Below are 12,415 nucleotides of genomic sequence, written 5' to 3'. Positions count from 1 at the left end.
GGCGTTGTCCTACGTCTATCGACGCCGCGTCTTCTGGCTGCCTGCCTCTGCCTGCTGTTTTATAGGGCGACTGCCCAATGGGACAACCCATGGGCTGCTGTTTGGCAATGGAGTGTCAGGTGTATGTCACGCGGAGTGGGTAATGGAGTGATGGAAACCGGTGGTTTCCATAAGATAAAGATCGACCCCTTTGCAAAAGGGTTCGATATGGGACTGGCCAAGCCATTGTCCCGGTCAGTGAGGCTCAACGGGTTTTCCACTTGCCTGCGGCTGGAGCAGATCTATTGGAATATCCTCACGGAGATAGCCAGGATCAATGCCTGTTCAGTCAGTGCGTTGCTGTCTTACGTCGATCGGGAAGTGCACCTGCGTTACGGCGGTGTGAAGAACTTCAGTGGGTTGGTCAGGGTGGTGTGCGTGGTTCACGCCTTGAAAGGGTGTATTGAACCGACCTGTTTACCGGGGCAGTCCCTGGTATAGCCACCGGGCTTCGGGGCCGGCCTTCCTTCGTGGCGGGCAGGGCTCCGGGCAGAAAGCCGGCTGCGCTGCCTCGATTTACCAGATATAATCCCGCGCTTTGCTACGCATGCCGCCCACCCGTAGGCCAGGCGTGGCGCAGTAACGATCTGATCGCCGAGACATCTCCATGCCCATGTACGACTATCAATGTGCTTCCTGTGGTCATCAGTTGGAAGCCATTCAGAAGATCAGCGCAGCGCCGCTGGTCGATTGCCCAGCCTGCCAGGCGCCGGAGCTCAAGAAGATGTTGTCCATGCCAGGCTTCCGCCTGAGCGGCAGCGGCTGGTACGAGACCGACTTCAAGACCGGCTCGAAGAAGAACCTGGCGGGCGGCGACAAAGCAGACTGAGTTGAACTCTACGCGCAGGCTCCTGCATTATCCGTCCCCTGCTTTAATGTACGGTGACGAGGCAGGCCTCCACCGAATTTCGAATTACGAGAAGTGAAACCACTACCATGATGCGCAGCCACTATTGCGGCCAACTGAACGAGACCCTGGAAGGTCAGGAAATCACCCTTTGCGGATGGGTTCACCGTCGCCGCGACCACGGCGGGGTGATCTTCCTCGATATCCGTGATCGTGATGGTCTGGCCCAGGTGGTGTTCGACCCGGATCGCGCCGAGAGCTTCGCCGCCGCCGACCGCGTGCGCAGCGAATACGTAGTGAAGATCACCGGCAAGGTTCGCCTGCGTCCGGCCGGTGCCGTGAACAAGAACATGGCGTCCGGCGGCATTGAAGTGCTGGGCTATGAACTGGAAGTGCTGAACGAATCGGAAACCCCGCCGTTCCCGCTCAACGAATACTCCGACGTCGGCGAAGAAACCCGCCTGCGTTATCGCTTCCTGGACCTGCGTCGTCCGGAGATGGCCGAGAAGCTGCGCCTGCGTTCGCGCATGACCACCAGTATCCGCCGCTTCCTCGACGAAAACGGCTTCCTGGACGTCGAGACCCCGATCCTGACCCGTGCCACCCCGGAAGGCGCGCGTGACTACCTGGTGCCTAGCCGTACCCACGCCGGTTCGTTCTTCGCCCTGCCGCAATCGCCACAACTGTTCAAGCAGTTGCTGATGGTGGCTGGCTTCGACCGCTACTACCAGATCGCCAAGTGCTTCCGTGACGAAGACCTGCGCGCCGACCGCCAGCCGGAATTCACCCAGATCGACATCGAGACCAGCTTCCTCGATGAAAAAGAGATCATGGGCCTGACCGAGCAGATGATCCGCAACCTGTTCAAGGAAGTGCTGGACCTGGAATTCGGCGACTTCCCGCACATGACCTTCGAAGAAGCCATGCGCCGCTACGGTTCCGACAAGCCAGACCTGCGTAACCCGCTGGAACTGGTGGACGTGGCCGACCAGCTCAAGGAAGTCGACTTCAAGGTGTTCAGCGGCCCGGCCAACGACCCGAAATGCCGCATTGCCGCCCTGCGCGTGCCTGGCGGCGCAAGCATGCCGCGCAAGCAGATCGACGACTACACCAAGTTCGTCGGCATCTACGGTGCCAAGGGCCTGGCGTATATCAAGGTCAACGAGCGCGCCAACGGTGTTGACGGCCTGCAATCGCCGATCGTGAAGAACATTCCGCTGGACAACCTGAACGCGATCCTCGACCGCGTCGGTGCAGTCGACGGCGATATCGTGTTCTTCGGCGCCGACAAGGCCAAGATCGTCAGCGAAGCCCTGGGCGCGCTGCGCATCAAGCTGGGTCACGACCTGAACCTGCTGACCTGCGAATGGGCCCCGATGTGGGTCGTTGACTTCCCGATGTTCGAAGAGAACGACGACGGCAGCTTCAGCGCCTTGCACCACCCGTTCACTGCGCCGAAGTGCTCGCCGGCCGAGCTGGAAGCCAACCCGGCAGGCGCCCTGTCCCGCGCCTACGACATGGTACTCAACGGCACCGAGCTGGGTGGCGGTTCGATCCGTATCCACCGCAAAGAGATGCAGCAAGCGGTCTTCCGTCTGTTGGGCATCAACGAAGCGGAACAGGAAGAGAAATTCGGCTTCCTGCTCGACGCCCTGAAATATGGTGCGCCGCCGCACGGTGGCCTGGCATTCGGCCTGGACCGCCTGGTGATGCTGATGACCGGCGCCCAGTCGATCCGTGAAGTGATCGCCTTCCCGAAAACCCAGAGTGCTGCGGACGTCATGACCCAGGCTCCAGGTGTGGTGGATGCCAAGGCATTGCGCGAGTTGCACATCCGCCTGCGCGAGACGCCGAAGGCTGAGTAAGGCTGCTGCGTGAAAGCGCACTGAGGTTTACGCAGTCTAAAAAGGCGCATCTTCGGATGCGCCTTTGCGTTACAAGGGCTGTGATTTAAAGAGAGAAGTCCTGCCCAGCGGGATTGACAAGGTTTCTACAGAATTTCGGAGTTGTGTTATGGCTGGCCATTCCAAGTGGGCGAACATCAAGCACCGCAAAGAGCGTCAGGATGCCAAGAAAGGCAAGATTTTCACCAAGTGGATCCGCGAGCTGACCGTCGCAGCCCGCCAGGGCGGTGGCGACCCGGGCTCTAACCCGCGCCTGCGCCTGGCGCTGGACAAGGCCCTTGGCGCCAACATGAGCCGTGACATCATCGACCGCGCCGTGGCCCGTGGTGCCGGCGCCGCCGATACCGACGACATGGTCGAGCTGAGCTACGAAGGTTACGGCCCCGGCGGCGTTGCAGTGATGGTCGAGTGCATGACCGACAACCGCAACCGCACCGCGGCAGCCGTGCGCCATGCGTTCAGCAAGTGCGGCGGCAACCTGGGTACCGATGGTTCGGTGGCCTACCTGTTCGAGCGCAAGGGGCAGATCTCCTTCGCGCCGGGCACTGATGAAGACGCGCTGATGGAAGCGGCGATGGAGGCAGATGCCGACGACGTGGTGACCAACGAAGATGGCTCCATCGATGTGTTCACTTCGTTTGCCAGTTTCTACGCCGTGCGCAACGCGCTGGAAGCTGCTGGCTTCAAGGGCACCGACGCAGAAATCGTGATGCTGCCGACCACCAGTGCCGAACTGGACCTGGACGGAGCGCAGAAAGTGTTGAAGATGCTGGACATGCTCGAAGACCTGGATGATGTGCAGAACGTGTATTCCAACGCCGACATCCCTGAGTCTGTAGCCGAACAGCTAGGCTGAAGGGCGATGTAGTTTTAAATGTAGGAGGGGGCTTGCCCCCGATAGCGGTGGTTCAGTCGATTGAGAGATAACTGACACACTGTCATCGGGGGCAAGCCCCCTCCCACATTGAACCTCCCGGTATCAAAAAATGTGTTTACCCAACCCGCAGGCGTTATGACTTTAATCCTAGGTATCGACCCCGGTTCGCGCATCACCGGTTTTGGCGTGGTGCAACAGACCCCGCGCGGCTGTGTCTATGTCGCGTCGGGCTGCATCCGCACCGGTGCGGGCGAGTTGGCCGAGCGCCTGCAGATCGTCTATCGCGGCGTGCGTGAAGTGATCCAGACCTACGGGCCGGTCACCATGGGCATCGAAAAAGTGTTCATGGCCAAGAACGCCGACTCAGCCCTCAAGCTCGGCCAGGCCCGTGGCGCCGCCATCGTTGCCGGCGCCGAGGAGGGCATGGAAATCGCCGAATACACCGCCACCCAGGTCAAACAGGCCGTGGTCGGCACCGGCGCGGCGAACAAAGAGCAGGTGCAGATGATGGTCATGCACATGCTCAAGCTCACGTCAAAACCGCAGATCGACGCCTCCGACGCCCTGGCTATCGCCATTTGCCATGCGCACACTCGCTCAAGCTTGCTGCCTCATGGCCTGGGCACGGCACGCAGTCGTGGCGGGCGCCTGCGTCTCTGATAGCATCAGCGCAATCGTTTTCCGGTCGGGCCGTGCTCTGACCCCAAGCTTTAAGGATCTGAACCGTGATTGGACGCTTGCGCGGCACCCTGGCTGAGAAACAGCCGCCGCACCTGATTCTGGATGTAAATGGGTTGGGGTATGAGCTGGAAGTGCCCATGACCACCCTGTATCGCTTGCCGTCGGTCGGTGAGCCGATAACGCTGCACACACATTTGGTGGTGCGCGAAGACGCGCAACTACTCTATGGTTTCATTGGCAAGCGCGACCGCGACTTCTTCCGCGAGCTGATCCGCCTCAATGGGGTCGGCCCGAAACTGGCCCTGGCCCTGATGTCGAGCCTGGAAGTGGATGAGCTGGTGCGTGCCGTCTCGGCCCAGGACACCTCGGCGCTGACCAAGGTGCCGGGCGTCGGCAAGAAGACCGCCGAGCGCCTGTTGGTGGAGCTCAAGGACCGCTTCAAGGCCTGGGAAGTCGTACCGAGCATGTTTGCTCTGGTGCCGAACCAGCCGGACATGCCGGCCGGCCAGGTCGCCAGTGCCGAAAGCGATGCGGTCAGCGCGCTGATTTCCCTGGGCTACAAGCCGCAGGAAGCCAGCAAGGCCGTATCGGCCATCAAGGACAAGAACCTGAGCAGTGAAGACATGATCCGCCGCGCCCTGAAGGGAATGATTTAAGTGATTGAAGCTGATCGTCTGATTGCAGCCACCGGCCCACGCGACCGTGAAGAGGTCCAGGACCGCGCCATCCGCCCCCTGAGCCTCGCCGAATACATCGGCCAGCCCACCGTGCGCGAGCAGATGGAGTTGTTCATCCAGGCTGCGCGCGGGCGCAGTGAGTCTTTGGATCACACACTGATCTTCGGCCCGCCGGGCCTGGGCAAGACCACCCTGGCCAACATCATTGCCCAGGAAATGGGCGTGTCGATCAAGTCCACCTCCGGCCCGGTGCTGGAGCGTCCGGGGGATCTGGCGGCGTTGCTGACCAACCTCGAGCCCCATGACGTGCTGTTTATCGACGAGATCCACCGGCTCTCGCCGATCGTCGAGGAAGTGCTGTACCCGGCCATGGAAGACTTCCAGCTCGACATCATGATCGGCGAAGGCCCGGCGGCCCGCTCGATCAAGCTCGATCTGCCGCCATTCACGCTGGTCGGCGCCACGACCCGTGCAGGCATGCTGACCAACCCGCTGCGAGACCGTTTCGGCATTGTTCAACGTCTAGAGTTCTATAGCACGGCCGACCTGGCGACCATTGTCAGCCGTTCGGCAAGCATCCTCGGCTTGCCCCTGGACCCGGAAGGCGCCTTTGAAATTGCCCGTCGGGCCCGTGGCACGCCACGGATTGCCAACCGCTTGCTGCGCCGTGTGCGCGATTTTGCCGAAGTGCGGGCCAAGGGGCATATCACCAAGGCCGTGGCCGACCTGGCCTTGAACCTGCTGGATGTGGACGAGCACGGCTTCGATCACCAGGATCGACGTCTACTCTTGACCATGATCGAAAAGTTCGACGGTGGCCCTGTGGGTGTCGATAGCCTGGCGGCGGCCATCAGTGAGGAGCGCCACACCATTGAGGATGTGCTGGAGCCGTACCTGATCCAGCAGGGCTACATCATGCGCACGCCACGGGGGCGGGTGGTAACGCGCCACGCCTATCTGCACTTCGGGTTAAACATTCCGTCACGATTGGGCGAGATGCCCGTGGTAGACGAATTCCTCGATGCAGTGGACGATTAAAAGCTTCACGCAAGTCGATTTATTCGATGTTTGTGCTGTCCTAGTGGCTGGTGTCGTCATTCAGTCACTGGAAATGTTTCAGCGTATGAAAAAAACAGTTGCGAGCCGGATTGGCAACCTGAGGAGTAAGCACTAGAGTATGCGCGCGCAAAACGGGGATCAGTCGTTCGCACATCGCTGTCGCGTTTATTACGAGGACACCGATGCCGGCGGCATCGTGTATTACGTCAACTACCTCAAGTTCATGGAGCGGGCTCGAACCGAGCGGCTACGGGAGCTGGGCTTTGCCCAATCCCAGCTGGCAGGGGAGGACCTGTTATTCGTCGTGCATTCCAGCGAGGCGCGGTATCACGCGCCGGCGCGATTGGACGACGAATTGTTGGTAAGCGCTGAAGTAATCGAATTGAACCGTGTCAGCCTGCGTTTCAAGCAGCAGGTCAGGCGGGCAACGGATGCAACGCTGCTCTGTGAGGGGCAGTTCCTGGTGGCCTGTGTGCGCACCAATAGTTTGAAACCCCGGGCCATTCCCGAAGCTCTACGTGCGGCCTTTGCCGATGTAAGCGGCGCGGGTAAACAATCAAAGCAGGAGATTTAGCGTGGAACCTACCGTCGTCGACCATTCCTCCATGTGGAGCCTGGTCAGCAATGCCAGTGTTGTGGTTCAACTGGTCATGCTGACCCTGGTAGCCGCATCGGTTACCTCTTGGGTCATGATTTTTCAGCGCAGCAACCTGCTGCGTGCCGGTCGACGTGCCTTGGAGAGCTTTGAAGAGCGCTTCTGGTCGGGTATCGACCTGTCCAAGCTGTACCGCCAGGCCGGCAGCAATCCGGACCCGGATTCGGGCGTCGAGCAGATCTTCCGCGCCGGCTTCAAGGAATTCTCCCGCCTGCGCCAGCAGCCAGGCGTTGACCCGGAAGCGGTCATGGAAGGCGTGGCCCGTGCCATGCGCGTGGCCATTTCCCGCGAAGAAGAAAAGCTTGAGCAAAGCTTGCCGTTCCTCGCCACCGTTGGTTCCGTGAGCCCGTACATCGGTCTGTTCGGTACTGTGTGGGGGATCATGAACTCCTTCCGTGGCCTGGCCCAGGCGCAGCAAGCGACCCTGGCCACCGTAGCCCCGGGTATCGCCGAAGCCCTGATCGCCACCGCGATTGGCCTGTTCGCTGCTATCCCCGCAGTAATTGCCTACAACCGTTTTGCCGCCCGCGGCGAAAACCTGATTGGCCGTTACTACACCTTCGCCGATGAATTCCAGGCGATCCTGCACCGTAAAGTGCACACCAGCGAAGAATAAGCAGGTACCTCCCGATGGCTTTAATCACTCGAGCTCGAACCAAGCGCAAGCCGGTCGCCGAGATGAACGTAGTGCCTTACATCGACGTGATGCTGGTGCTGCTGGTTATCTTCATGGTGACCGCGCCGATGCTCAACCAGGGTGTGAAGGTTGATCTGCCCAAGGTTTCCAGCGAAGCCTTGCCCCAGGACAACAACACCCAGGTGCTGACCATTTCGATCAAGTCCGACAAGACCTATTACTGGAACCTTGGCAGCGAAGTCGACACTCAGAAGCAGCAGGACAAGGCCCTGACCTTGCCGGCGATGACCGACGCGGTGACCAAGATCATTCGTTCCGGCAACGAAGGCGGCAAGCACACCCAGGTGTTCATCCGCGGTGACAAGGCGGTCGACTACGGCTCCGTCATGGGTGCCATGGGCGGGCTGCAGAAGGCCGGCGTGGGTAACGTTGGCTTGATTACCGAGGCGCCCTGATGCAGCAACAGCGAGAGCCGTCCGCCTCGGAAAGCTACTTCTGGCCTAGCGTCTGGGCAATTGCCCTGCACGTCCTGGTGTTTGGCATGCTGTTCGTCAGCTTTGCCATGACCCCGGACCTGCCGCCAGCCAAGCCGATCGTGCAGGCGACCCTGTATCAGCTGAAATCGAAAAGTCAGGCCACCACCCAGACCAATCAGAAGATTGCGGGTGAGGCCCAGAAGTCGGCTGCGCGCCAGACTGAAGTCGAGCAGATGGAACAGAAGAAGGTCGAGCAGGAAGCGGTGAAGGCTGCTGCGGAACAAAAGAAAGAAGAGGCGGCTCAAAAGGCCGAGGAATCGAAAAAGGCTGACGAAGCCAAGAAGGCTGACGAGGCGAAAAAGGCTGATGAAGCCAAGAAAGCCGAGAAAGCTGCCGAAGCGAAAAAGGCCGAAGAGAAACAATTGGCTGATATAGCCAAGAAGAAGTCTGAAGAAGAAGCCAAAAAAGCGGCTGAAGAAGAGGCCAAGAAAAAGGCTGCTGAAGACGCCAAGAAGAAAATAGTCGAAGACGCGAAGAAAAAAGCCGCCGAAGACGCCAAGAAAAAAGCTGAAGCAGACGAGGCGAAGAAAAAAGTCGCCGACGACGCGAAGAAGAAAGCTGCCGCCGACGCCCAGAAGAAAAAGGCCCAGGAAGCAGCGCGCAAATCCGCCGAAGAGAAAAAGGCCCAGGCCTTGGCAGATTTGCTCTCCGACACGCCGCAGCGTCAGCAAGCCTTGGCCGATGAGCGTGGTGATGAAGTCGCGGGCAGTTTCGACGACCTGATTCGAGCGCGGGCAGCAGAAGGCTGGACACGTCCACCTTCGGCGCGCAAAGGCATGACAGTAGTGCTGCAGATCGGCATGTTGCCGGACGGTACGGTGACTTCGGTCAGCGTGTCCAAGTCCAGTGGTGACGGTTCGTTCGACAGTTCGGCGGTTGCCGCGGTCAAGAACATTGGCCGGTTGACCGAGATGCAGGGAATGAAACCAAGCGACTTCGCTCCCTATCGTTCATTCAAGATGACATTCACACCTGAGGATCTAGCCTTGTGAGAAACCTTCTTCGAGGAATGCTTGTCGTTATTTGCTGTATGGCAGGGATAGCGGCGGCGGATGAAAAGAACATCCTGGTTACCAGCGGTAGCGATCGGGCCACCCCGATCGCCGTAGTACCGTTCGGTTGGCAGGGCGGCAGCGTGCTGCCGGACGACATGGCCCAGATCGTCAGCGACGACCTGCGCAATTCCGGTTACTACGCACCGATTCCGAAAGGCAATATGATCAGCCAGCCAAACCAGGCCAGCGAAGTCGTGTTCCGTGACTGGAAAGCCGTCGGTGCGCAGTACCTGATGGTCGGCAACATCACGCCGGCCGGCGGTCGCCTGCAAATCACCTACACCTTGTTCAACGTGGCAACCGAGCAGCAGGTCTTGACCGGCAGCGTCTCGGGCACTGCCGAGCAGATCCGCGACATGGCCCACTACATCTCGGACCAGTCGTTTGAAAAGCTCACCGGTATCAAGGGTGCGTTCTCGACGCGTCTGCTTTACGTAACGGCTGAGCGTTTCTCTGTAGACAACACTCGTTACACTTTGCAGCGCTCGGACTACGACGGTGCACGGGCTGTGACCTTGCTCCAATCCCGTGAGCCAATCCTGTCGCCGCGCTTCGCGCCGGACGGCAAGCGTATTGCCTACGTGTCCTTCGAGCAGAAGCGTCCGCGTATCTTCGTCCAGCACATCGATACTGGCCGTCGTGAGCAGATCACCAACTTCGAAGGCCTCAATGGCGCACCGGCCTGGTCGCCGGATGGTTCGCGCCTGGCGTTCGTGCTCTCGAAGGATGGCAACCCGGACATCTACGTGATGAACATGGCTTCGCGCCAGATCACTCGCGCAACCAGCGGCCCGGGTATCAATACCGAACCGTTCTGGGGCAAGGACGGTTCGACGATCTACTTCACCTCTGACCGCGGCGGCAAGCCACAGGTCTACAAGGCGAACGTGAATGGTGGTGGGGCAGAGCGTGTTACTTTTATCGGTAACTACAACGCCAACCCTAAGCTTTCGGCCGATGAAAAGACGTTGGTGATGATTCACCGTCAGGATGGTTTCACTAATTTCCGGGTTGCGGCCCAGGATTTGCAGCGCGGAACCGTAAAAATCCTCACAGATACCAACCTTGATGAGTCAGCCACTGTTGCGCCCAACGGCACCATGGTAATCTACGCCACCCGCCAGCAGGGCCGGGGAGTCTTGATGCTCGTGTCCATAAATGGACGCGTAAGGCTCCCACTTCCTACCGCACAAGGCGAAGTCAGAGAACCATCCTGGTCCCCTTACCTGAACTGACGCGGCGCTACAAAAAGAAGTACTTAACACACTGGGGTTCATTAGGAGTTTCACGATGGAAATGCTGAAGTTTGGTAAGTTTGCTGCTCTGGCTCTGGCTCTGTCCGTAGCCGTTGGTTGCTCGTCTAAAGGCGGCGACAATGCCGGTGAAGGCGCAGCTGTTGATCCAAACGCTGGTTACGGCGCTAACACTGGTGCGGTTGACGGCTCCCTGAGCGAAGAAGCTGCTCTGCGCGCTATCACCACTTTCTACTTCGAATACGACAGTTCGGACCTGAAACCAGAAGCCATGCGCGCTCTGGACGTTCACGCGAAGGACCTGAAAGCTAACGGCGCTCGCGTTGTTCTGGAAGGTAACACCGACGAACGTGGTACTCGTGAGTACAACATGGCACTGGGCGAGCGTCGTGCGAAAGCCGTTCAGCGCTACCTGGTACTGCAAGGTGTTGCTCCAGGCCAACTGGAACTGGTTTCCTACGGTAAAGAGCGTCCAGTTGCTACTGGCCACGACGAGCAGTCCTGGGCTCAAAACCGTCGCGTCGAACTGCGTAAGTAATTCGTCATGCGAACGTGCCGTCGTGCTCTAACTGTATTGGCTCTCAGCCTCGCACCGCTTGCGGTGTGGGCTGCGGTTCCTGTGGAAGATAGCAACTCTGGCTATAACAATAGCGGGAGCAGTTATCCGCCAGCAGGTTATGGCACGAACGGCGCCTATGCGGGGGGAGCGGCTACGTCCGCTCCCTCGGCACAGGGCGAACTGTTCAACCAGCTGCAACGCATGCAGGATCAATTGGCGCAGCAACAAGGCACCATTGAAGTACTGCAGAACCAAGTGAACCAGCTGAAGCAAGAAGGCCTGGAGCGTTACCAGGATCTTGATCGACGCATTGGAGCCGGCGTTCAACCTGCCGCAACTCCTGATAATTCTTCTGCCGGTGGCGCGCCAAGCGCTGCTGCCGGTGGTGCAGCAGCAGGGGCGGCTGCCAGCCAAGCCCCTGCCGCGAGCAGCGAACCGGGTGATCCGGCGAAGGAGAAGCTGTATTACGATGCAGCCTTCGACCTGATCAAAGCCAAGGATTTCGATAAGGCCAGCCAGGCATTTACCGCATTCCTGCGTAAATACCCGAACAGCCAGTATGCGGGCAACGCCCAATACTGGTTGGGTGAAGTCAACCTGGCCAAGGGTGATCTACAGGGCGCGGGCCAGGCATTTGCCAAGGTCAGCCAGCTGTACCCCAAGCACGCCAAGGTGCCGGATTCGCTGTATAAACTCGCTGACGTAGAACGCCGCCTGGGTCATACCGACAAGGTCAAAGGCATTCTGCAGCAGGTGGTGGCCCAGTATCCTGGGACTTCCGCTGCCCAGTTGGCCCAGCGGGACCTGCAACGCTTGTAGGCAATGCAGCCCGTTTAGAAGAAACCCGCGCCTGGCGCGGGTTTTTTCGTTAGAATCCACGCCCTTTTATGAAACACGCTTTTTGGGGTCTACGCGTTGGCGGGGTCCCTCAAAGTGCCTGACGGAGGCGGACAGCCTGTTTAGCTGTTACGCCCGTGGCGACTATGCAAGACACATTACGTATTACCGAAGTTTTTTACTCGTTGCAGGGTGAAACGCGGACGGCTGGCCTGCCCACAGTATTTGTGCGCCTGACCGGTTGCCCTTTGCGTTGCCAATACTGTGACAGCGCCTACGCCTTCAGTGGCGGCACGGTGCGCACTCTTGATGACATCTTGGAGCAGGTTGCCGGCTACAAGCCGCGCTACGTCTGCGTGACCGGCGGTGAGCCGCTCGCCCAGCCCAATGCCATCCCATTGCTTAAACAACTGTGTGACGCCGGCTATGAGGTTTCCCTGGAGACCAGTGGCGCCCTGGACATCTCAGCGGTCGATCCCCGTGTAAGTCGTGTGGTCGACCTCAAGACCCCAGGCTCCAAGGAAGCGCACCGTAATCGCTACGAGAACATCGAGCTGCTGACGACCAATGACCAGGTCAAGTTTGTTATCTGTTCGCGCGATGACTACGACTGGGCGAATTCCAAGTTGATTCAATACGGGTTGGACCGTCGCGCAGGTGAAGTACTGTTTTCACCCAGCCATCATGACCTGAATGCCCGTGACCTCGCCGATTGGGTGGTCGCGGACAACCTACCGGTGCGCCTGCAATTGCAGCTGCATAAATACCTTTGGAACGACGAGCCAGGACGCTGATATGA

The 12,415-nt window shown here is 59.3% G+C and carries 15 protein-coding genes; all 15 read left to right on the top strand.

The genetic code is table 11. From position 1 onward, the window contains the following. The first annotated feature begins 123 nt into the window (after nt 1-123). The 15 genes from KUA23_RS24220 to queE all read left to right on the top strand — a co-directional run bounded on the left by KUA23_RS24220 (nt 124) and on the right by queE (nt 12,410). Nucleotides 124-480: a ribbon-helix-helix domain-containing protein gene (locus KUA23_RS24220; RefSeq protein WP_078050010.1), complete on the top strand. Its 357-nt coding sequence runs from the start codon at nt 124-126 to the stop codon at nt 478-480. A 166-nt stretch (nt 481-646) separates the two neighbouring features. Beyond that, on the top strand, nt 647-868 hold the full coding sequence (locus tag KUA23_RS24215) for an FmdB family zinc ribbon protein (RefSeq protein WP_010208103.1): 222 nt from the start codon (nt 647-649) through the stop codon (nt 866-868). A gap of 107 nt (nt 869-975) precedes the next feature. Further along, nucleotides 976-2,751, top strand: coding sequence for an aspartate--tRNA ligase (aspS, locus tag KUA23_RS24210; RefSeq protein WP_021491234.1), 1,776 nt, complete (start codon nt 976-978; stop codon nt 2,749-2,751). 148 nt (nt 2,752-2,899) lie between these two features. Next, entirely contained in the window at nt 2,900-3,646 is a 747-nt protein-coding gene (locus tag KUA23_RS24205) for a YebC/PmpR family DNA-binding transcriptional regulator (protein ID WP_058423270.1), read from the top strand. Between the two features lie 156 nt (nt 3,647-3,802). Next, a complete protein-coding gene (gene ruvC, locus KUA23_RS24200) occupies nt 3,803-4,327 on the top strand; it encodes a crossover junction endodeoxyribonuclease RuvC (protein WP_016975450.1) in 525 nt (174 codons plus the stop codon). Nucleotides 4,328-4,392: 65 nt separating this feature from the next. Beyond that, a complete protein-coding gene (gene ruvA / locus KUA23_RS24195; protein ID WP_003175802.1) occupies nt 4,393-5,004 on the top strand; it encodes a Holliday junction branch migration protein RuvA in 612 nt (203 codons plus the stop codon). Beyond that, entirely contained in the window at nt 5,005-6,063 is a 1,059-nt protein-coding gene (ruvB, locus tag KUA23_RS24190; protein WP_003193867.1) for a Holliday junction branch migration DNA helicase RuvB, read from the top strand. Between the two features lie 139 nt (nt 6,064-6,202). Continuing rightward, the gene (gene ybgC / locus KUA23_RS24185; RefSeq protein ID WP_015885610.1) at nt 6,203-6,658 is read left to right on the top strand and encodes a tol-pal system-associated acyl-CoA thioesterase; all 456 of its coding nucleotides are present in this window, start codon (nt 6,203-6,205) and stop codon (nt 6,656-6,658) included. Nucleotide 6,659: 1 nt separating this feature from the next. Then, nucleotides 6,660-7,355, top strand: a complete 696-nt coding sequence (tolQ, locus tag KUA23_RS24180; RefSeq protein ID WP_010208111.1) for a protein TolQ — start codon at nt 6,660-6,662, stop codon at nt 7,353-7,355. A gap of 23 nt (nt 7,356-7,378) precedes the next feature. After that, nucleotides 7,379-7,831, top strand: a complete 453-nt coding sequence (tolR, locus tag KUA23_RS24175; protein WP_161634127.1) for a protein TolR — start codon at nt 7,379-7,381, stop codon at nt 7,829-7,831. Further along, nucleotides 7,831-8,904 carry a cell envelope integrity protein TolA gene (tolA, locus tag KUA23_RS24170; RefSeq protein WP_016975448.1) on the top strand — a complete coding sequence of 358 codons (1,074 nt, stop codon included), beginning with the start codon at nt 7,831-7,833 and terminating at the stop codon, nt 8,902-8,904. Before tolR ends, tolA begins: the two co-directional genes overlap by 1 nt. A gap of 17 nt (nt 8,905-8,921) precedes the next feature. Further along, on the top strand, nt 8,922-10,202 hold the full coding sequence (tolB, locus tag KUA23_RS24165; protein ID WP_033898484.1) for a Tol-Pal system beta propeller repeat protein TolB: 1,281 nt from the start codon (nt 8,922-8,924) through the stop codon (nt 10,200-10,202). Nucleotides 10,203-10,257: 55 nt separating this feature from the next. Further along, complete coding sequence (gene pal / locus KUA23_RS24160; RefSeq protein WP_003209827.1) at nt 10,258-10,758, top strand: peptidoglycan-associated lipoprotein Pal; 501 nt, start codon at nt 10,258-10,260, stop codon at nt 10,756-10,758. A gap of 6 nt (nt 10,759-10,764) precedes the next feature. Beyond that, entirely contained in the window at nt 10,765-11,598 is an 834-nt protein-coding gene (ybgF, locus tag KUA23_RS24155) for a tol-pal system protein YbgF (protein ID WP_016975447.1), read from the top strand. A 164-nt stretch (nt 11,599-11,762) separates the two neighbouring features. Next, complete coding sequence (gene queE, locus KUA23_RS24150) at nt 11,763-12,410, top strand: 7-carboxy-7-deazaguanine synthase QueE (RefSeq protein WP_078050008.1); 648 nt, start codon at nt 11,763-11,765, stop codon at nt 12,408-12,410. The last annotated feature ends 5 nt before the right edge of the window (nt 12,411-12,415 follow it).

The sequence above is a fragment of the Pseudomonas pergaminensis genome (assembly GCF_024112395.2).
Taxonomy (GTDB): domain Bacteria; phylum Pseudomonadota; class Gammaproteobacteria; order Pseudomonadales; family Pseudomonadaceae; genus Aquipseudomonas; species Aquipseudomonas pergaminensis.
The sequence above is the reverse complement of the archived record's forward strand: the minus strand, read 5'-3'. Positions and strand labels throughout refer to the sequence as shown.